The following is a 20,917-nucleotide window of genomic DNA, read 5'->3' on the forward strand; positions in this document are numbered from 1 at the left end:
CTTATCGGCCAGATCCGAAGACCCAACCTCGCGTTCGCCATCAAGCGCCCACACTTATCGACTGTAAATTTTTAAAGATCGCGTCGCTCAACCAACCAGCACCGAAAGAAGCCTTTCTAGCACCGCCCGTCTTGCGTTGCTGCGTCAGCAGCAGAGAAACGAGATTATGCAGAGTCTTTCACATCGCGTCAACTGTTTTTTAGCACTTCGCTTAAAACTCGTTGCCGCCGGCGCTCGTTTCATCGCCGCCCCTCAGAGGAGGAGGCGAATAGTAGGTCAAACACGGCCCCATGACAAGGGTATGACGCATCTTTTTTCTAACGGCGCGCCGCCGTTGCGAACAGCGCCAACGGGATCGCGGCAGCCATCGCGGAATACCCCTCGTCGCTCGGGTGAATGTGATCTCCGCTGTCGAATCGTCGCTGCAAGCGCTCGGGATGCACGGGGTCGCGCAACGCGGCATCGAAGTCCACCACGCCGTCGAAAGCCCCACTGCCGCGGATCCAACCGTTCACGGCGGTGCGCACCGCTTCGCGCGCCGGCGGCAACGAAGCAGGAAGCAATGTCGCACCGAAAATGCGCACGCCTCTGCGGTGCGCCCGCTCGATCAACCGCAGGTAGCCGTCCGTCAGATCGCGCACGCTGACCGAGGTGTGCGGGAAGTCGCAATCGAGGCCCGCGCGCGGCGGCATCGACGCAAAGTTGATGTCGTTGATGCCGATCAGCACGATGACCGCCGTCACCGCGGCGTGTCCCAGTGCATCGCGCTCGAACCTGCGCTCGAGCGCCTCGCCATAGCACGGCGAATCGCTCAACAGCCGGTTGCCGCTGATCCCCAGATTCAGAACCGCGGTTCGATCGGCGCCGGCTTGCTCGAGCCGGCGCGCGAACGCGTCCGGCCAGCGGCGATTTCGATTCAGGCTCGAGCGCAGCCCGTCGGTGATCGAATCGCCGATCGCAGCAATCGCGCCCGCGCTGGAGGTCTGTACGTCGACGTCGAGGGCGCTCACCCAAGCGGATTCGGTGAATTTGCGCGGGAACGCATCTGGCGCGACGTCCGCCGAATGATCGCCGGGCGTCGACACGTAGTTGATCTGGTTGGCGACGCGATGCCAGGCCGTCATGATCTGCGAGGGTCCTGCGACCAAACTGATCGCGTACGCCTCGCCGGCCGTCAACGTGGTCGAAATCGGGTCGCTGTCGGCTTCCGCTCCGGGCTTCAAGGTGATCGACGGTTTGCCGCCGAAAGTCACGCGCACCGAAGTTCCGGGGCGCGTGGACGCACCGCCCGCCGACTGCGCCAAGGCTACGGCGGAGAGCATGAGCGGCGCCCTACCCAGTGCGTTGCTCAAATGGACGCGCACGCTGCGTCCAGACACCGTCGGATAGACGATCTGCCGGACCGTTCGACCGGCAACGTCCGGGGTGCGGTAGAGCGGCGGCGGATCCGACAAATCGGGGATCGATTGAATCGCGCTCGCCCAAGCGGTCACCCAACCGCCAGAGCGCGGGGCCGCGAGCGCCGAACCGTCAAGGCAAGCGACGATGAGCGCAATCGATGCGATCGCGCGAGCGCGCCACCGTTTCGGACGAGAAGTGAAAGCCATCGAGATCGGATGGAGAAGCGTTGAGGTAGCGCGGATTGTGCCTGAGGGACGAAACCTGCGGTAGGCGCGCGGGTCCTAGCTGAGCAATCGGCGGTCGATGGACGGTCGATGGACCGGCCACGGCATCCCAATGTCGCGCGGCACGAGCGGGCCCCGCCCGCCCGCGCGCTCGCGCAGGACGCCATCACGGCGAATGCCGCGCGATGATTTGATAGCCGGGCTCGGCGTTCTCGTGAGCGGCGCGCTCGGCCTCCTCATAAGAGAGAAAGCGCTCGGCTTCTTCGATTGAAGGCGTAAAGCCGATGTCGCCATCCTCTCCCGGGCCCAAGTACTGCTCGCCGCTTTTCACGAAATAGACGGTGGTCATGGTTGCAATGCAGTCATCACGACGGAGGAAGTGCTTTCAGTTCAGTCTAGCAGCCGCCATGCCCTCCGTCGCGAATCGCCGCCACTCTTCCGAGCAACTCGGCATCCGCATTACCCCTAACGAAATAATTTATTAACCGACCGGTCGGTTGGTTTATACTCGCGTCAACGTACAACTCAGGACGGGACCGTTCCCCATGTATACGCAATCCCTCGACATTCCGGGCAATGTGGCGCCGCTCGATGCGGGCGCGAGCACGCCCGAGCAGCAGCGCTTCGACGCCGTCATCGGCGCCGACGGCAAGATCGAACCGCAGGACTGGATGCCCGACGCCTATCGCAAGACCCTGGTGCGGCAAATCTCGCAGCATGCGCATTCGGAGATCGTCGGCATGCTGCCCGAGGGCAACTGGATCTCGCGCGCGCCCAGTCTGAAGCGCAAGGCCATTTTGCTCGCGAAGGTGCAAGACGAAGGCGGCCACGGGCTTTATCTGTATAGCGCATGCGAAACGCTCGGCGTCTCGCGCGACGAACTCGTCGACGCCCTGCACAGCGGCCGCGCCAAGTATTCGAGCATCTTCAACTACCCGACGCCCACGTGGGCCGATGTCGGCGTCATCGGTTGGCTCGTCGACGGCGCCGCGATCATGAATCAGATTCCGCTGTGCCGCTGCACGTATGGCCCTTACGCCCGGGCAATGATCCGCATTTGCAAGGAAGAGTCGTTCCACCAACGTCAAGGCTACGATGCTTTGCTCGCGATGATGAAAGGCACGAACGCTCAGCGCGACCTCGTGCAGCAAGCGGTCGACCGGTGGTGGTGGCCCGTGCTGATGATGTTCGGCCCGAGCGACAAGGATTCGGTTCACAGCAATCAGTCGGCGAAGTGGGGCATCAAACGCATCTCGAACGACGATCTGCGGCAGAAGTTCGTCGATGCCACGGTCGAGCAAGCCAAAGTGCTCGGCGTCACGCTGCCCGACCCCGACCTCAAGTGGAACGAGGCCCGCGGCCATTACGACTACGGCGAGATCGACTGGGAGGAATTTTGGCGCGTCGTGGGCGGCGACGGCCCCTGCAACAAGGAGCGCCTCGCCACGCGCGTCAAGGCGCACGAGGACGGCGCGTGGGTGCGCGAAGCGGCCCTCGCCCATGCAGACAAAGCCCGCCGCCGCGCGCGACAAGCGGCGGCCTGAGGCGTCGCGCCTCACGGGAAGCGCGTTCGTTCTATCAAGTATCCAGGAGTGAATCCATGAACAAGGAATGGCCGATTTGGGAAGTGTTCGTGCGCAGCAAGCAGGGCCTCGACCATAAGCATTGCGGCAGCCTGCACGCCGCCGACGCGTCGATGGCGCTGCGCATGGCGCGCGATGTCTACACGCGGCGCCAGGAAGGCGTGAGCATCTGGGTCGTGCCGGCCGCTGCAATCACGGCTTCGAACCCGAGCGAAAAGGCCGATCTGTTCGAGCCGGCCGGCGACAAAATCTACCGGCACCCGACGTTCTATACGCTGCCCGACGCAGTCAACCACATGTAAGAGAGTCATGACGACCACGCCCGAACATCTTTCCTACGTGCTGCGGCTCGCCGACAATGCGCTGATCCTCGGTCAGCGCAACGCCGAATGGTGCGGACACGGGCCGGTGCTCGAAGAAGACATCGCGCTCGCCAATATGAGCCTCGATCTCATCGGCCAAGCGCGCATGCTCTACTCGCACGCCGCGACGCTCGAGCACGCGCTCACCGGTTCGAAGAAGACCGAGGACGACTACGCGTACTTTCGCGCCGAACGCGAGTTCGCCAACTACACGTTGGTCGAGCTGCCCCATTGCGGGCCGCTCAGCGGCACGGCCCGCAGCGATCGCGATTACGCGGTGACCATCGTGCGCAATTACCTCTACACCGCCCTGATGGCTCATATCTGGAGCGCGCTGGAACGCTCGAAGGATGCGCAGCTCGCCGCGATTGCATCGAAGTCGATCAAGGAAACGCGCTATCAGCTCGAACATGCCCGCGAATGGCTGATCCGGCTTGGCGACGGCACGGACGAATCGCATCGGCGCGCGCAAGCGGCGCTGGACCATTTGATGCCTTACATGCGCGAGTGCTTCACACCTGACGCGCTGGAAGACGCCGTCGCGGCAACCGGTATCGGCGTGCGCGCCGCCGATTTCGAATCGAACTGGCAGCGCGATGTGCAAGCGGCGTTGGAAGAGGCCACGCTGACGCTACCCGAGCCGGTGCAACACGTGACCACCGGCAAGCACGGCGAGCACTCCGAGCACATGGGATTTCTGCTCGCGGAAATGCAAAGCCTTGCCCGCCAGCATCCCGGCGCGACCTGGTGATCGAGCCCATCCCACATTCGCCCCGTTGAGGTCTGTCCAATGTTACGCAGCCCCGATCACTTCGAACGCGCCGCCTCGAGCCCGCCCCCGAACCAGGACGTAGCCCTTGCTCGCGCTTGGGCGGTGCTCGAATCGGTGCCGGACCCGGAAATTCCGGTCGTATCGATCAGAGAACTGGGCATTTTGCGCCGTGTCGAGCGGGCCGAAGATGGCGCGGTCGAAGTCGTCATTACGCCGACGTACTCGGGATGCCCCGCTATGGCGCACATTGCCGAGGATATCGGGCAAGCGCTCGATCGCGCCGGCTTGACCCCGCATCGGATCAAAACGGTCCTCGCGCCGGCATGGACGACTGACTGGATCACGCACGAGGCGCGCGAGAAACTGCGCGCGTACGGCATCGCGCCTCCCGGCGGCCAGTGCGGGCGCGCGCCTGCCCATGAGCAAGCGGTCCGCTTCGTTCCGCGCCCCGTCACCGCCCCCGCCTGCCCGCGCTGCGGCTCGGCCCACACGGAGCGCTTGGCGCAGTTCGGCTCGACAGCGTGCAAAGCCCTTTACCGCTGCCTCGATTGCCGCGAACCCTTCGATTACTTCAAACCCTACTGAACCCATGTCGACCCCGCAATTTCATTCGCTGCGCATCCGCGAGGTGCGGCCGGAAACCGCCGACGCGGTTTCCGTCTCGTTCGAAGTGCCGCCCGAACTGCGCGAACAATACCGCTTCACGCAGGGGCAATTCGTGACGCTGAAGGCGCACGTCGATGGTGAGGAAACGCGGCGCTCCTATTCGATCTGCGTCGGCGTCACCGACTACGACCGCGACGGCGAATTGCGCATCGGCATCAAGCGCGTGCGTGGCGGCCGCTTTTCCAACTTCGCCTTCGATACGCTGCAAGCGGGTCATACCGTCGAAGTCATGACGCCCGATGGCCGCTTCTTCACGCATCTGAACGCCGAACAAGGCAAGCAGTACGTGGCTTTCGCCGGCGGCTCCGGTATCACACCCGTGCTCGCGATCGTGAAAACGACGCTCGAGGTCGAGCCGCGCAGCACCTTCACGCTGATCTACGGTAACCGCAGCGTTGACTCGATCATGTTCGCGGAAGAGCTCGAGGATCTGAAGAATCGCTACATGAACCGCTTCGTCCTGTACCACGTTCTGTCCGACGACATGCAGGACGTCGAGCTATTCAACGGCGTTCTCGATCAAGCGAAATGCGCCGCGTTTCTCGACACGCTCTTACCCGCGCCCGCCATCGACGAAGCGTTCATCTGCGGCCCCGCACCGATGATGGATGCGGCCGAAGCGGCGCTGAAGGCGGCGGGCGTGGCGCAATCGAAGATTCACGTCGAACGGTTCGGCACGCCACTGCCGCAAGCGGGCGCCCCTGTCGTCGAGATCACGGACGACACGCCGGCCGCCGAGCTCGAGATCGTCATCGACGGCAATCGCCGCAAGATGCGGCTGCCGTATCAAGGGGCGAGCCTGCTCGACGTCGGCTTGCACGCCGGTCTCGCGCTGCCGTATGCCTGCAAGGGCGGCGTGTGCTGCACATGCCGGGCCAAGGTGCTCGAGGGGGAAGTCAAGATGGATAAGAACTACACGCTCGAAGCGCAGGAGCTTCGCGATGGCTTCGTGCTGACGTGCCAGTGCCATCCCGTTAGCGAACGCGTCGTCGTCAGCTTCGACGAGCGTTGAAGTTCGGACCGGCCGCGTGCTTCACTCAGCCGCGTTTCGCTTAAACTAGCGCCGCGGCGGTCCGAGGCCGCGCTAGCGGCGGCTCACCCGCCGCTAGCGTGCAAAGCAACGATCAATACGCTTCCAACGCGACTCTCGCGCCTGGGCCGGCCCCCAACGACCACACAACCATGGCCCGTACCCGAGCACCCGATCACGATACTCAGCGCGAGCAGATTCTCGAACTCGCCGCCAACGCCTTCGCACAAACAAGCTATCCCAGCACGTCGATGGCCGAGCTGGCAGCGGCCAGCGGCACGTCGAAAGCACGGCTTTATCACTACTACGAAAGCAAGGAAGCGATCCTCTTCGATCTGCTCGACCGCTACACCAAGCGGCTGATGCTGATCATCGCCGAGGTGGAAGGGTCGAGCCAACGGCGCGGGCTGTCCGAGCGCGAAACGTTCGCCGAACTCGTGCGGGCGTTTCTGATCGAGTACGAGACCTCGCACAGCCGGCACGTCGCGCTGCTCAACGACGTCAAATACCTGGTGGAAAGCCAGAGGGAAGTCATCCTCGATCGTCAGCGCGACATCGTCGCCGCGTTCGCCCGCCAACTCGCGCGCGCGTACCCCGGCCGCGTCACCAAAGACAACCAGACAGCGCTCACCATGATGGTGTTCGGGATGATCAATTGGACCTTCACTTGGCTCAAGCCGGGCGGGCGCCTAGGCTATCGCGAGTTTGCCGATCAAGTCGTGCAGGTCCTGGAGCACGGCCTCGTTCCCGCAGGCGAGTGACCGGGGTCACGGGGCACACGCGGTCAACGCTGCAGCGCAGCATTAAAATCTTCACATCACATCGGTCAAAATGACGCGACGCGTCGCCGCAACACAGCATTTTATACCTATAATTCAAGGACTTAGGCGGACATTGGCAGCCGGATAGAGGATCGCCTCGGGGTTGCACTCGGGTTTTCCCTAGTGCTACCCATGCGCATCGGGTAGAATTCGCATTGCGTCGCAGCAAGAGACGCACGACGAAAGGAGAATCCACGATGAACCCGCAGCCCTCTACTCGCACCGCCGCGTCGACCGAGCAGCACGAGCGCCGTGCGCATGCGGCGCATCGTGAGAACGTGCTCGTGCGCGAGTTGACGGCAGGCGACCGCGATCAGCTGTTGACGCACTTTCTCGCGCTCAACGCGGACGATCGTCTCCTGCGCTTCGGCCAGGCAGCGCCCGATCATGTGATCGAACACTATGTGCAATCGATCGATTTCACGCGCGACAAGGTCTTCGGCGTCTACGATCGCGGGCTCGCACTCGTGGGCGTGGGCCATCTCGCCTACTTGCCGGCCGAAGGTGAAAATCGCACCGCCGAGTTCGGCGTGTCGGTGCTCGAAAGCTCGCGCGGGATGGGCGTCGGGTCCAAGCTGTTCGCGCGCGCGGCAATGCATGGCCGCAATACGCGCGTCACGACGCTCTATATGTATTGCCTGTCGCGCAACACCACGATGATGCACATCGCCAAGAAGGCCGGGATGAAGATCGAGTATGCATACGGCAGCGCCGATGCTTACCTGACGCTGCCGCCGGCCGATCAAACCAGCATCATCACCGAGATGCTGCAAGAGCAAGCGGCACTATTCGACTATGCGATCAAGCGCCAAGCCCGCAATACGGCGCGCATCATCGAGGCGATGATGCCGGCCGAGGCACTCGCCTAATCGAGCGACTCGCTTCGCCGCTCCCGCTCGAGCTGGTTCGAACCTGTTCCCCCTGCGCACTGCTCTCCCCTGTGCGGTGCGCGCGACGAGGCGGCTTACGCCGCCTCGCCGCCCCTCCCTTCCAAACAGGCACACCCCGGCCAGCCGGCGCCGATCGCTCATAGGATCGGCAAAGCGGTCGTTTCTTTGAACGATTCCAAAGCGAAACTCGTCTTAACGTCGATTACCGACGGATGATGCAGCAGTTGATCCTGCACGAAGCGCGAAAAATGGATCATGTCCTTGACCTGCACGCGCAACAAGTAGTCCATCTCTCCGGTCATCGCATGGCAGGCGACCACTTCCGGCCATGATTGCACGGCCGCTCGAAAGAGCTCGGCGTGCGTCGTGCCGGCATGGCCCGTCGCGCCGCCGCGTTTCTCCAAGCGGACGTTGACGTAAGCGAGCAACCCAAGGCCCAGCTTTTGCGGATCGAGCAGTGCGACGTAGCCGCGTATCACGCCGGCTTCCTCGAGCCGTCGAATACGCCGAAGGCAAGGGCTCGGCGAGAGGTTGACGCGTTCCGCGATGTCTTGGTTGGATGCGCGCCCGTTTTCCTGCAAAAAGGCGAGGATGCGCCTGTCGACGGCATCCAATTCGATCTCAGCCATTTTTTTATTCCTCTTGGGTTTATTGAGACAGAAAGTTGCGCAATCGTAGTCGACGCAGAACGAGTTCGCAAATTTTTGTTCGGACCGTCGCTATACACTTGCGTCTATTCTTCGTGGCCTGCGACGCTAGGCCACACCAAGACCCGAACGACGGAGACAAGCATGCAGGTTCAAACGTGGGATAACCCTGTCGGCACGGACGGCTTCGAATTCATCGAATACACGGCGCCCGATCCGAAGGCGCTCGGCAAGCTGTTCGAACAAATGGGCTTTACGGCAATTGCTCGCCATCGGCACAAAGACGTCACGCTGTACCGACAAGGCGAAATCAATTTCATCATCAACGCAGAGCCCGATTCGTTCGCTCAGCGCTTCGCGCGGCTGCATGGGCCGTCGATCTGCGCCATCGCGTTCCGGGTGCAGGACGCCGCCAAGGCCTATAAGCACGCGCTCGACCTCGGCGCTTGGGGCTTCGACAACAAGACCGGCCCGATGGAGTTGAACATCCCCGCCATCAAAGGAATCGGCGATTCGCTGATCTACTTCGTCGATCGTTGGCGCGGCAAGAACGGTGCGCCGGCCGGCAGCGTCGGCGATATCGACATCTACGACGTCGACTTCGAACCGATTCCGGGCGCGGCGTCGCGTCCGGTCGGCCACGGCCTCACCTACATCGATCACTTGACGCACAACGTCCACCGCGGACGCATGCAGGAATGGGCGGCCTTCTATGAGCGGCTGTTCAATTTCCGCGAAATCCGCTATTTCGACATCGAAGGCAAGGTGACGGGCGTCAAATCCAAAGCGATGACCTCGCCCTGCGGCAAGATCCGCATTCCGATCAACGAGGAAGGATCGGAGACGGCCGGTCAGATTCAGGAGTACCTCGACGCTTATCACGGCGAAGGCATTCAACATATCGCGCTCGGCTCATCCGACATCTATCGCACCGTGGACGGACTGCGCTCCACCGGCATCAAGCTGCTCGATACGATCGATACCTACTACGAACTCGTCGATCGTCGCATCCCGGGCCACGGCGAGCCGCTCGACGAACTCAAGAAGCGCAAGATTTTGATCGACGGGGAAAAAGGCGATCTGCTATTGCAGATCTTCACCGAGAACCAAATCGGCCCGATCTTCTTCGAGATCATCCAGCGCAAGGGCAACCAGGGTTTCGGGGAAGGCAACTTCAAGGCGCTGTTCGAGTCGATCGAACTCGATCAGATCCGCCGCGGGGTCGTGCAGGACAAGGCCTGAGGGGTTGGATGCGCGACGGCGTAACGCCGCCGCGCTCTGGAGGGGATACGCCGCGGCTACACAGCGCGGCAATGCGATCACATCAGGGCGATGGGCATCGTATTCGCGGCAGCGCCCGCGTCTTCACGCTTGGCCGCAGCCGCTTCGACGCTCGAGGCATGCGCGCGGCTAGCCCGCGCAATCGGCCGCGCCGCGAACGGCGTGCGCGACGCCTTCCCCTCGCCGAGCGACGCGGCCCAAGCTTCGGCCGGGCTCGCGCCGATGCCGGCCTGCGCCATCGTGCGCGATACGGCCGCCGCGATCACGCCGGCTTGCGCCTGGCGCACCGGCAAGCTCATCGCGAAAAAAGCCGCGGAAATCATGAGGAAGGTCTGAACATGTCGCTTTTCCATCTGTACTCCTTATATTTAAGGGCGCCATGGCATGCCATCCGCCAAGGACGCCTCGCGCAGCCATCGATCCCAGCGTCGGTCGGAGCGCGTGCCCGCCAATGAGCGGCGGGTGGGGAGATTAGACCAGGTCGGCCAAGCTCGCTCCACCCTTTAAACAACACGTTACCGGCGTTACAGAAGGAAACGCCCGCGTGACACAGCGGCGTCACGCACCATTTTTGAGATATAGGACCACCGGGGAAGTCTTGTCAGATAAGCGGTGGCACTATTTTTGACTACTGCGGCGGGTTTCCACCAGTGCTACCATCGCAAAAAATCCGCCAATATGGCGGCCCCGGCCGAAGCATCCACAAGATGCGCCAGGCTGAGACGTTTTGGTGATCCCAAACAGGGTTGAGGAGTCAACATAATGAATGCCCCGCTGGACGCAGGTCAGCGAGCCTCGCTCGAAGCTGCGCTATCTTCCGTCACGCTCGACGACAAATACACGCTCGAACGCGGCCGCGCCTATATGAGCGGCATCCAGGCGCTAGTGCGTCTGCCCATGCTGCAACGCGCGCGCGATCAAGCCGCCGGACTCAATACGGCCGGGTTCATCTCCGGTTATCGCGGCTCGCCGCTCGGCGGTCTCGACCTCGCCCTGTGGAAGGCCACGCAGCATCTCACTTCCAATCATGTCGTGTTCCAGCCCGGGATCAACGAAGATCTCGCCGCGACGGCCGTCTGGGGCACGCAGCAAGTCAATCTTTACCCCGGCGCGAAATACGACGGGGTGTTCTCGATGTGGTACGGCAAAGGCCCCGGCGTCGATCGCTCCGGCGACGTGCTCAAGCACGGCAACTCGGCCGGATCCTCGCGCCACGGCGGCGTGCTGGTGCTCGCCGGCGACGACCACGCGTGCAAGTCTTCGACGCTCGCACACCAATCCGAACATATCTTCAAAGCGTGCGGCCTACCCGTCCTGTTTCCGTCGAACGTTCAGGAATACCTCGATTTCGGCCTGCATGGATGGGCCATGAGCCGTTACTCGGGCCTGTGGGTGGCGATGAAATGCGTGACGGACGTGGTGGAATCGTCCGCTTCCGTCGATATCGATCCGCATCGCATGCAGATCGTGCTGCCGACCGATTTCATCATGCCCGACGGCGGCCTGAACATCCGCTGGCCCGATCCGCCGCTCGTGCAAGAAGCGCGGCTGCTCGACTACAAGTGGTACGCGGCGCTCGCCTATGTGCGCGCGAACAAGTTAGACCGGGTCGAGATCGACTCGCCGCAGGCGCGCTTCGGCATCATGACGGGCGGCAAAGCGTATCTGGACGTGCGCCAGGCGCTCGTCGACCTTGGCCTGGACGACGAGACCTGTGCCCGCATCGGCATTCGGCTCTATAAGGTGGGCTGCGTCTGGCCGCTCGAAGCCCAAGGCGCGCAAGCCTTCGCACGCGGGCTCGACGAGATTCTGGTCGTCGAAGAGAAGCGCCAGATTCTCGAATACGCGATCAAGGAAGAGCTGTACAACTGGCCCGACGCCCAGCGCCCGCGCGTGTTCGGCAAGTTCGACGAGAAGGACGGCGCGGGCGGCGAGTGGTCCGTGCCGATGGGCAACTGGCTGCTGCCCGCCCACTACGAGCTTTCGCCCGCGCTGATCGCGAAGGCGATCGCCACGCGTCTCGAAAAATTCGAATTGCCCTCCGATGTGCGCGAGCGCATCGCGGCGCGCATCGCCGTGATCGAGGCCAAGGAGAAAGCGCTGGCCAAGCCGCGCGTCACGGCCGAGCGCAAACCGTGGTTCTGCTCCGGTTGCCCGCACAACACGTCGACGAACGTGCCCGACGGCTCGCGCGCGATGGCAGGCATCGGCTGCCACTACATGACGGTCTGGATGGACCGCAATACGAGCACGTTCAGCCAAATGGGCGGCGAAGGCGTGGCCTGGACGGGCCAAGCGCCGTTCACGAATGAAAAGCACGTGTTCGCCAATCTCGGCGACGGCACCTACTTCCATTCGGGACTGCTGGCGATTCGCGCGGCGATTGCGGCGAAGGCGAACATTACCTACAAGATTCTCTACAACGACGCGGTGGCGATGACGGGCGGCCAACCCGTCGACGGCGTATTGACGGTGCCCCAGATCACGCATCAACTTGCCGCGGAAGGCGCAAAGAAGATCGTCATCGTCACCGACGAGCCGCAGAAATACCACGGCACGACGCTGCTTGCCCCGGGCGTGACGATCCACCATCGCGATCAGCTCGATGAGGTGCAGCGAGAGCTGCGCGAGATCGAAGGCACGACCATCCTCATCTACGATCAGACTTGCGCGACCGAGAAACGCCGCCGCCGCAAGAAAGGCGAGTTCCCCGATCCGGCGCGGCGCGTCGTCATCAACGAAGCGGTCTGCGAAGGCTGCGGCGACTGCTCCGTCCAGTCCAATTGCTTGTCGGTCGAGCCGCTCGAAACAGAACTGGGCACCAAGCGTCAGATCAATCAATCGAGCTGCAACAAGGACTTCTCGTGCTTGAAGGGCTTTTGCCCGAGCTTCGTGACGGTGGAAGGCGGGCAGTTGCGCAAGCCCAAAGCGGTCGGCGCGAAAGCCAGCAGCGATCTGCCGGCGATCCCCGAGCCGGCGCTGCCCGAAATCGCACGCCCGTACGGTGTGCTCGTCACGGGCGTGGGCGGCACGGGCGTCGTGACGATCGGCGCGCTGCTCGGCATGGCCGCGCACTTGGAGCAAAAGGGCGTGACCGTGCTCGATGTGACCGGGCTCGCGCAAAAGGGCGGCGCCGTGATGAGCCACGTGCAAATCGCCAATACGCCCACCGACATCCATGCGACTCGGATCGCGATGGGCGAGGCCAACCTCGTGATCGGCTGCGATGCGATCGTGACGGCCAGCGACGAATGCACCTCGCGCATGAAGGTCGGCCAGACGCGCGTGGTCGTCAACAGTTCGAAGACGCCGACGGCCGAGTTCATCAAGAATCCGAACTGGACCTTCCCCGGCGCGAGCACGGAGCAAGACGTGCGCGCGGCCGCCGGCGAGCAGGTCGATCTGATCGATGCGAATCGTTTCGCCGTCGCGTTGCTTGGCGATGCGATCTACACCAACCCGTTCGTGCTCGGCTTTGCATGGCAGCGCGGGTGGCTGCCGCTCTCGCATCGCTCGCTCGTGCGCGCGATCGAGCTGAACGCCGTTCAAGTGGAGAAGAACCTCGCCGCGTTCGAATGGGGCCGGCGCGCGGCGTACGATTTGGCGAGCGTCGAGCGCGCGGCCAAGCCTGCTGCGGGTGAGCAGGACGCGGGCGCGACGGTTATCTCGCTGCATACGAAGAAGTCGGTCGACGCGCTGATCGCCAAGCGCGTCGAACTATTGACCGCCTACCAGGATGCGGCGTACGCCGAGCGCTACGAAAGCCTCGTCTCGCAAGTACGGGCGGCCGAACGCGCGCTGAACGACGGCAGCGCCGTGAGCGAGCCTTTGACGGAAGCCGTCGCCCGCAATCTGTACAAGCTGATGGCGTACAAGGACGAGTATGAAGTCGCGCGCCTGCAGACGGATCCGGCGTTCCTTGCGAAACTGAAGGAGCAGTTCGAAGGAGATTGGAAGCTGAACTATCATCTCGCGCCGCCGCTCCTTGCCAAGAGGGACGCCAAGGGCCACCTCGTGAAGAAGCAGTACGGCCCGTGGATGCTGTCCGCATTCAAGCTGATCGCGAAGATGAAGTTCCTGCGCGGCTCGGCCTTCGACCTGTTCGGCAAAACGGAAGAGCGTCGCACGGAGCGGGCGTTGATCGGCGAGTACGAGGCGCTCGTGCGCGAGTTGATCGCTGGGCTCAAAGCCGAGAACGTCGCACTCGCGATCGAACTGGCGAATCTGCCCGATGCGATTCGCGGCTACGGGCACGTGAAGGAAAACAACCTGAAGGCGGTGCGAGTGAAGTGGAACGAGCTCATCGCCAAGTGGCGCAAGCCTGACGGCGGTGCAACGCGCCACGCGGCGTAAGGTGCGCCCATAGGGCCATCGGCGTCGACCGGCGCGCCGATCGGCACGAAACGAAATGGCGGCTGTCCTCACGGACAGCCGCCATTTCGTTTGGCTTCGGCGTTCGGGCGTTCGGGCGTTCAGGGCGGTACCGGCCTGCTCCCCCTCGGTCCGTTACTGCGCCCGCACGTTCGCCGCCGCGACCGCCGTCATGTTGATGATCCGCCGCACCGTCGCCGCGGGCGTGAGGATATGCACGGGCTTATCTGCGCCGAGCAGGAACGGCCCCACCGTCACGCCTTCGCCGCCGACCATCTTCAATAGGTTGTAGGCGATATTCGCGGCCTCGACGTTCGGCATCAACAGCAGGTTCGCTTCGCCCGTGAGCGTCGTGCCCGGGAACGACTGCTTGCGGATGACTTCGGACAACGCCGCATCGCCGTGCATTTCACCGTCGACTTCGAGGTGCGGCGCGCGCTCCGCGATCAACTTGCGCGCGGCAGCCATCCGCTGCGATGTCGACGACGGCGCACTGCCGAAGTTCGAGTTCGACAACAGCGCGATTTTCGGCACGATACCGAACCGCTCGATTTCGCGCGCGGCCAGAATCGCCATATCGGCCAACTGCTCGGCGCTCGGCGCTTCGTTGACGTACGTATCGCAGATGAACAGATTGCGGCCCGGCAACATCAGCAGGTTCATCGCCGCATAATGCTCGGCTTGCGGCGCGCGGCCGAGCACTTGCTCGATGTACTTCAAGTGGCTGTGATAGGTGTCGATCATGCCGCAGATCATGCCATCGGCTTGGCCCAGGCGAATCAGGATCGCGCCGATCAGCGTGTTGAACTTGCGCATCGCGGCCTTCGCGATCTCGGGCGTGACGCCGTCGCGCGCGCCGATCTCGTGATACAGCTGCCAGCTTTGCGTGAAGCGCGGATCGTCCTCGGGATCGACGATCTCGAAGTCGGCGCCGACCTTCAGCTTCGAACCCATTTTCTTCAAGCGCATTTCGACGACCGAGGGCCGGCCGACGATGATCGGCTTGGCGATTTTCTCCATCAGCACGAATTGCGCGGCGCGCAGCACGCGCTCGTCCTCGCCTTCGGCGAAGACGATGCGCGCGGCATTCTTCTTGGCCGCTGCAAACACGGGCCGCATGACCATACCGGTGCGATAGACCGTCGTGCCAAGTTGCTCGCGATAAGCGTCCATGTCCTGAATCGGACGCGTGGCCACGCCCGAATCCATCGCGGCTTGCGCGACGGCCGGCGCAATCTTGATGATGAGACGCGGATCGAACGGCTTCGGAATCAAGTACTCAGGGCCGAATTCGAGCGAATGGCCTTCGTACGCCTTCGCCACTTCGTCGCCCTGATCCGTTTCTTCAGCCAGTTCGGCGATCGCGCGCACGCACGCGAGCTTCATCTCTTCGGTGATCGTCGTCGCGCCGACGTCGAGCGCACCGCGGAAGATGAACGGAAAGCACAGGACGTTGTTGACCTGATTCGGATAATCGGAGCGACCCGTCGCGATAATGGCGTCGGGGCGCACGGCCTTCGCGTCTTCGGGACGAATCTCGGGCTCGGGGTTGGCGAGCGCCAGGATGAGCGGCTTCACGCCCATCTCCTTGACCATCTCGGGCTTGAGCACGCCCGCGCTCGAGCAGCCGAGGAAGACATCGGCCGATTTGATCGCATCGGCCAGCGTGCGTGCGTCGGTCACGGCCGCGTAGCGCGCCTTCGACGGATCGAGGTTGCCGCGGCCTTCGTAGATGACGCCCTTCGAATCGGCGACGAGCACGTTCTGCTTGGACAGCCCCAGCTTCACGAGCAAGTCGAGACAAGCGATCGCGGCTGCACCGGCGCCCGAACAGACGAGCTTGACCTTCGACAGTTCCTTGCCCACCACTTTCAAGCCGTTCAGGATGGCGGCCGATGCAATGATGGCCGTGCCGTGCTGATCGTCGTGAAAGACGGGAATTTTCATGCGCTCGCGCAGCTTCTGCTCGATATAGAAGCACTCGGGCGCTTTGATGTCCTCGAGATTGATGCCGCCGAGCGTGGGCTCGAGCATGGCGATCGCCTCGACGAGCTTGTCGGGGTCGGACTCGGATAGTTCGATGTCGAACACGTCGATGCCCGCGAATTTCTTGAAGAGGCAACCTTTGCCTTCCATGACGGGCTTGGCGGCGAGCGGGCCGATGTTACCTAGGCCGAGCACCGCCGTGCCGTTCGTCACGACACCGACGAGGTTGCCGCGCGACGTGTACTTTTGCGCGTCGAGCGGATCGGCGTAGATCGCCTCGCAGGCCGCCGCCACGCCCGGCGAGTACGCAAGCGAGAGGTCGAGCTGGTTCGACAGCGGCTTGGTGGGCGTGACCGAGATTTTGCCGGGCTTGGGGTTCTGGTGATATGCGAGGGCGCTTTGCTTCAGTTGTTCGTCCATATTCGAGCCTGCGAGACATAATTGAATTTGGCCGGCACGCTCACGCCGGGGCCGCGCCGGGCAAGCCGGCAAGGTAGCGACTGCGACAGTCGATGCTAGCGCCGTTTGGGCGCGGCGCCGCGCCTGCCGGGGGTAAGGCAGACGGCGCGAGAGCGTTTCGCGGGGCGCCTAGTGTACACCCCCTAATCTCGGTTTCCAGCGGGCGGGGTTCGGAAGTCGGGTAAAATACACGCCTACGCGCGCAGCAAACACGCCTGCGCCAACGGGCAAACCGCCCACCTCACGCCCATCATCCAAGGATTCGCCCATGACAGGCCTCGATCGCCAAACGATCTCCGATACGACCGCCAAGATTCTGCTCGAAGTGCAAGCCGTGCATTTCAACGCCGAAAAGCCGTTCATCTTCACCTCGGGGTGGGCCAGCCCCGTGTACATCGACTGCCGCAAGCTGATTTCCTACCCGCGCGTGCGCCGCGCCCTGATGGAAATGGCCGAAACGACGATCTTGCGCGATGTCGGCTACGAGCAGATCGACGCCGTGGCCGGCGGCGAAACGGCCGGCATTCCGTTCGCCGCGTGGATCGCCGACCGCATGATGGTGCCGATGCAGTACGTGCGCAAAAAGCCGAAGGGCTTCGGCCGCAATGCTCAAATCGAAGGGCATCTGGAGGAAGGCTCGCGCGTCTTGCTCGTCGAGGATCTGACGACCGACAGCCGCAGCAAGATCAACTTCATCAACGCACTGCGCACCGCGGGCGCGCGCGTCAATCACTGCTTCGTGCTGTTTCACTACAACATCTTCAAGGAAAGCGTCTCGGTGCTCAAAGACATCGACGTCGACTTGCACGCGCTCGCCACATGGTGGGACGTGCTGCGCGTCGCAAAAGCGTCGGGCTACTTCGATTCGAAAACGCTCGACGAAGTCGAGAAGTTCCTGCACGCGCCGGCGGAGTGGTCGGCCGCGCACGGCGGCGCAACCGCCGCACCGCAGTAACGCAGGCCAATGCGCGTGAGGCGCCCCGCCTCACGCAACGCTCAGCGGCCGCCGACGTACGCGCTACGCGCGCGCCGCTCGCTTCATTCTTCGCACCTCGCATCGGCCCTTCGGCCCGCCGCGCTCTCCAAGCGGGTCCGCGCGCCAGCGCCCGCGGCGGTGTACCGGCTCGCCGCGCGCGAGGCCGCCGTGACTCAAGCCGTTCACACGGGCGTATTCGATGAGTTGCGCATCGCCCGTCAAACCCAGTTTGCGCAACGCCGTCATCTTGTGCGAGCTGATCGTCTTGATGCTGCGATTCAATTGATGGCCGATTTCGCTCACGCTGAGCCCCGACGCGAATAGGCGCACGACTTCGATCTCCCGCGGCGACAACGCCGGCAAGGCAGCCACGCCGCCGCCGGCCGATGCCCGCTCGAGCGCCATGCGCAGCGACGGGCTCACGTGGCGCAGCCCACGCATCGCTTGGCGCACCGCCAAGCCGATATGCGAAAGGTCGTCGCACTTGCCGACGACGGTCACCGCGCCCGCATCGAACAGGCGGCGCAACAGCGCGCCGTTGCCGAGCATGGTCAGCACCACGATGCGCAGGTCGGGAAAATGCCGCCGCAAATAGCCGATCAGCGCGAGACCGTCGCCGTATCGGCCTCCCGGCATGGAAAGGTCGGTCACGACGACATCGGCCGGCGCGCGCCGCAGCATCTCCACGAGCTCGGTGGATTGGCGCGCCTGCCCGAGCAGGACGATGTCGTCGAAGGCATCGAGCGCATGGCGCACGCCGAGCAAGATGATGGGATGATCGTCGGCGACGACGACGCGCGTGGGCCGCATTGCCTGCGCGCCGCGTGAAGGAAGTGTCGAAGCGGATTCGTTCATTTGACGATGACGATGGATTTGCGAGAGGTTCGCTCGCCCGTGCCGCCTGTGCCGAACGCACGCGTGGCTGCCACCGGCGAGGGACGACGATGTTAGACTGGCTAACGCACTGCGGCATGCTTTCGTCGAAAAATGGGCCGCATGCGGTCTCTGCTCTCGCCGTCGACCGGGGAATCGGCTCATGCGCAATCACAGCGAAGTCGTCGCATCGGTATTCGCCGGGCTGCTGCCGCCTAGGCGGGCTGCCGTAGGCATCGCTGCGCTGTGCATCGCCTGGTGCGCTACGCGCCTGAGCCCCGCCGCCGCGCAAAGCCCGTTCACCGTGACGAGTAGCGATTTGCACGAGGGGGCCTCGGCCCCGATCGCGCAGGTCTACGATAAGGACGACTGCAAAGGCGGCAACGCGTCGCCGCAGCTGTCGTGGCACAACGCGCCGCCCGGCACCAAAAGCTTCGCCGTCACTCTTTTCGATCTCGACGCCCCCGGCCCCGGATGGTGGCATTGGGCGGTCGCCGAGATCCCGAGCACCGTCGGCTCGTTGCCGGCGAATGCGAGCGCCTCGGGCGCCATCAAGCGGATCGGCGCCATCGAGGCGCGCAACGATTACGGCGAGACCGGCTACGGCGGCCCTTGCCCCCCGCCCGGCAAGCCGCACCGTTATGTCCTCACCGTGTTCGCGCTGAACACCGCGGACTTGCGGCTAGGTCCGGCTCGCCACGCGCTGATGTTCGATCACGAGATCAACACGTCCGTGCTCGCAAAGGCCCAGTTGACCGTGACCTACGGGCGCTGAGCGCGATTGTCCGCTCATGCGTTCGCGCCGGCTTCTGGCGGCAACGTGCCGTTTCGCGCCAAAATTGCTCCGCAACTCCCGTTAACCCTTAAAATCATGCTTTCGCGCCACGAACGGGCGCCATCTCAACCGGCCACATAGCGAGATCGAAATGAGCACGAAAGTTTTTGTCGACGGACAGGAAGGCACGACGGGTCTGAAAATTTTCGAATACCTGTCGCGCCGTACCGACGTCGAAGTGCTCCGCATCGAGGAATCGAAGCGCAAGGATATCGATGAGCGGCGCCGCCTCATCAACGCCTCGGACGTCACGTTCCTGTGCTTGCCCGATGTCGCCTCGCGCGAATCGGCGGGCCTCGTCGAGAACACTCACACGGTGCTCATCGATGCCAGCACGGCGTTTCGCACCCATGCCGATTGGGCCTACGGCCTGCCCGAACTCACGCGTGCCCAACGCGAGCGCCTGCGTACAGCCAAACGCATCGCGGTGCCGGGCTGCCATGCATCGGCGTTCGTGCTCGCAATGCGCCCGCTCGTCGACGCGGGCCTCGCCTCGCCTGATTTCGCCGCGCATTGCCATTCGATCACGGGATATAGCGGCGGCGGCAAAAAGATGATCGCCGACTACGAAGGCGCGGCCAATCCGAAGCTGCAAAGCCCGCGGCCCTACGCCCTCGCGCTCGGTCACAAGCATCTGCCCGAAATGGCGGCGCACACCGGCTTGAAGACGGCGCCGATCTTCACCCCTATCGTGGGGCCGTTTTACAAGGGCCTTGCCGTCACGACGTATTTCTCGCCAAGCCAGCTCGCCAAGCGCGTAGGCCCGCGCGACGTGCGAGCGCTGTTGGCCGAATACTACGCGGACGAAGCGTTCGTGCGCGTCGCACCGTTCGATGCCGATGAAAACCTCGACGCAGGCTTCTTCGACGTGCAGGCAAGCAATGACACGAATCGCGTCGACCTGTTCGTCTTCGGCAACGAAGAACGATTCGTCACCGTGGCACGGCTCGACAATCTCGGCAAGGGCGCCTCGGGGGCGGCCATTCAATGCATGAACCTGAGCATTGGCGCGGATGAACACGCCGGGCTGCTAGCTTGATAAGCGGCACGCAAGAACGTGCAATGAAGCCGGCCGTAATGCCGGCTTTTTTATTTGACGCGCTGCAATAGCGCATCGATATGTATCGAGAAGCGGCGCACTCATATCTTCCATGAAGATTCAAATCGGCTTACATCGCTGATGAGCGGGCATTGATGGGGCAGCAATAACTGCTCCATTCATCTGATTGTTTCGGCATCACATGCCGCACGGGCGCCCGTGCGCCACTGAGCGAACTCGTCGCCGCATCCTCCCTTCCCTGCAAACCACGTGCTGAGTCACGCCGAACGCCGCTTTGCATGCACGCGCTTGAAACGCTCTTTTTGTTTCAATATGCCGCCGCATGCCTTATCCCATCTCGTTTTTATCGATTCACGGTTTTTTGAATTAGCTTTTTTAGACGGCTTTATCAATTGACACAAAAAAGATGCGCGAGGACATTATGTCGCATAACGAGATCAGGGAGACGACCGGCAACACCCACGCCGGCTCGACGAAGCACGCGGCCAAGCGGCCGCGGCTGGGTGGCGCCCGCCTGCCGGAGCGCCGCATGCTGCCTTCCCCGTTCGTTTGTTTGGAACGCTGCCCGAGCGCGTCGGCCTGCCATTCGCAAGCGACGTGAGCGCATACGCAAGGAGGAATCGCGCGACCTATCGCAATCAGTTAGCAGTGCGAACTAAATCAAGCGGCGGCCGACAGGG

At 63.2% G+C, this 20,917-nt stretch carries 19 protein-coding genes; 13 read left to right on the forward strand and 6 right to left on the reverse strand.

Annotated elements, in window-relative coordinates; all coding sequences use genetic code 11:
• Positions 1-317: 317 nt before the first annotated feature.
• Positions 318-1,607 (reverse strand): SGNH/GDSL hydrolase family protein, encoded by a 1,290-nt coding sequence (locus QQS38_RS24600; RefSeq protein ID WP_479647959.1) that lies wholly within the window; start codon positions 1,605-1,607, stop codon positions 318-320.
• Positions 1,608-1,791: 184 nt separating this feature from the next.
• The gene (locus QQS38_RS24605; RefSeq protein WP_479647960.1) at positions 1,792-1,974 is read right to left on the reverse strand and encodes a hypothetical protein; all 183 of its coding nucleotides are present in this window, start codon (positions 1,972-1,974) and stop codon (positions 1,792-1,794) included.
• 196 nt (positions 1,975-2,170) lie between these two features.
• Here QQS38_RS24605 and paaA point away from each other — a divergent pair, with 196 nt between their 5' ends.
• From paaA to QQS38_RS24640, 7 genes are all read left to right on the forward strand, one after another.
• Complete coding sequence (gene paaA / locus QQS38_RS24610) at positions 2,171-3,169, forward strand: 1,2-phenylacetyl-CoA epoxidase subunit PaaA (RefSeq protein WP_479647961.1); 999 nt, start codon at positions 2,171-2,173, stop codon at positions 3,167-3,169.
• Between the two features lie 56 nt (positions 3,170-3,225).
• Complete coding sequence (paaB, locus tag QQS38_RS24615; RefSeq protein ID WP_479647962.1) at positions 3,226-3,510, forward strand: 1,2-phenylacetyl-CoA epoxidase subunit PaaB; 285 nt, start codon at positions 3,226-3,228, stop codon at positions 3,508-3,510.
• A 7-nt stretch (positions 3,511-3,517) separates the two neighbouring features.
• The gene (gene paaC / locus QQS38_RS24620; protein WP_479647963.1) at positions 3,518-4,321 is read left to right on the forward strand and encodes a 1,2-phenylacetyl-CoA epoxidase subunit PaaC; all 804 of its coding nucleotides are present in this window, start codon (positions 3,518-3,520) and stop codon (positions 4,319-4,321) included.
• 39 nt (positions 4,322-4,360) lie between these two features.
• Positions 4,361-4,927, forward strand: coding sequence for a 1,2-phenylacetyl-CoA epoxidase subunit PaaD (paaD, locus tag QQS38_RS24625; protein WP_479647964.1), 567 nt, complete (start codon positions 4,361-4,363; stop codon positions 4,925-4,927).
• Between the two features lie 4 nt (positions 4,928-4,931).
• Positions 4,932-6,020 (forward strand): 1,2-phenylacetyl-CoA epoxidase subunit PaaE, encoded by a 1,089-nt coding sequence (paaE, locus tag QQS38_RS24630; protein WP_479647965.1) that lies wholly within the window; start codon positions 4,932-4,934, stop codon positions 6,018-6,020.
• Positions 6,021-6,190: 170 nt separating this feature from the next.
• A complete protein-coding gene (locus tag QQS38_RS24635) occupies positions 6,191-6,799 on the forward strand; it encodes a TetR/AcrR family transcriptional regulator (protein WP_479647966.1) in 609 nt (202 codons plus the stop codon).
• A gap of 257 nt (positions 6,800-7,056) precedes the next feature.
• Entirely contained in the window at positions 7,057-7,728 is a 672-nt protein-coding gene (locus tag QQS38_RS24640; protein WP_479647967.1) for a GNAT family N-acetyltransferase, read from the forward strand.
• 158 nt (positions 7,729-7,886) lie between these two features.
• Here QQS38_RS24640 and QQS38_RS24645 read toward each other — a convergent pair whose 3' ends face one another.
• The gene (locus QQS38_RS24645; RefSeq protein ID WP_325339995.1) at positions 7,887-8,378 is read right to left on the reverse strand and encodes an Lrp/AsnC family transcriptional regulator; all 492 of its coding nucleotides are present in this window, start codon (positions 8,376-8,378) and stop codon (positions 7,887-7,889) included.
• Between the two features lie 162 nt (positions 8,379-8,540).
• Here QQS38_RS24645 and hppD point away from each other — a divergent pair, with 162 nt between their 5' ends.
• Positions 8,541-9,638 (forward strand): 4-hydroxyphenylpyruvate dioxygenase, encoded by a 1,098-nt coding sequence (gene hppD, locus QQS38_RS24650; RefSeq protein WP_479647968.1) that lies wholly within the window; start codon positions 8,541-8,543, stop codon positions 9,636-9,638.
• 77 nt (positions 9,639-9,715) lie between these two features.
• On the opposite strand, the gene QQS38_RS24655 is transcribed toward hppD, so the two are convergent.
• Positions 9,716-10,030, reverse strand: a complete 315-nt coding sequence (locus QQS38_RS24655; protein ID WP_479647969.1) for a hypothetical protein — start codon at positions 10,028-10,030, stop codon at positions 9,716-9,718.
• 409 nt (positions 10,031-10,439) lie between these two features.
• On the opposite strand from QQS38_RS24655, the gene QQS38_RS24660 reads away from it, so the two are divergent.
• On the forward strand, positions 10,440-14,030 hold the full coding sequence (locus QQS38_RS24660; RefSeq protein WP_479647970.1) for an indolepyruvate ferredoxin oxidoreductase family protein: 3,591 nt from the start codon (positions 10,440-10,442) through the stop codon (positions 14,028-14,030).
• Positions 14,031-14,183: 153 nt separating this feature from the next.
• Here QQS38_RS24660 and QQS38_RS24665 read toward each other — a convergent pair whose 3' ends face one another.
• Positions 14,184-16,454, reverse strand: coding sequence for an NADP-dependent malic enzyme (locus QQS38_RS24665; RefSeq protein WP_479647971.1), 2,271 nt, complete (start codon positions 16,452-16,454; stop codon positions 14,184-14,186).
• A 307-nt stretch (positions 16,455-16,761) separates the two neighbouring features.
• Between QQS38_RS24665 and QQS38_RS24670 the strand changes: the two genes are divergently transcribed.
• A complete protein-coding gene (locus QQS38_RS24670) occupies positions 16,762-17,448 on the forward strand; it encodes an orotate phosphoribosyltransferase (RefSeq protein WP_479647972.1) in 687 nt (228 codons plus the stop codon).
• Between the two features lie 63 nt (positions 17,449-17,511).
• Here QQS38_RS24670 and QQS38_RS24675 read toward each other — a convergent pair whose 3' ends face one another.
• Positions 17,512-18,324: a response regulator gene (locus tag QQS38_RS24675; protein ID WP_479647973.1), complete on the reverse strand. Its 813-nt coding sequence runs from the start codon at positions 18,322-18,324 to the stop codon at positions 17,512-17,514.
• Between the two features lie 181 nt (positions 18,325-18,505).
• Between QQS38_RS24675 and QQS38_RS24680 the strand changes: the two genes are divergently transcribed.
• From QQS38_RS24680 to QQS38_RS24690, 3 genes are all read left to right on the forward strand, one after another.
• On the forward strand, positions 18,506-19,117 hold the full coding sequence (locus tag QQS38_RS24680; RefSeq protein ID WP_479647974.1) for a YbhB/YbcL family Raf kinase inhibitor-like protein: 612 nt from the start codon (positions 18,506-18,508) through the stop codon (positions 19,115-19,117).
• A gap of 151 nt (positions 19,118-19,268) precedes the next feature.
• The gene (gene argC, locus QQS38_RS24685) at positions 19,269-20,216 is read left to right on the forward strand and encodes an N-acetyl-gamma-glutamyl-phosphate reductase (RefSeq protein ID WP_479647975.1); all 948 of its coding nucleotides are present in this window, start codon (positions 19,269-19,271) and stop codon (positions 20,214-20,216) included.
• Between the two features lie 442 nt (positions 20,217-20,658).
• Entirely contained in the window at positions 20,659-20,838 is a 180-nt protein-coding gene (locus QQS38_RS24690; RefSeq protein WP_479647976.1) for a hypothetical protein, read from the forward strand.
• The last annotated feature ends 79 nt before the right edge of the window (positions 20,839-20,917 follow it).

This window comes from Trinickia sp. Z7, from assembly GCF_056498045.1.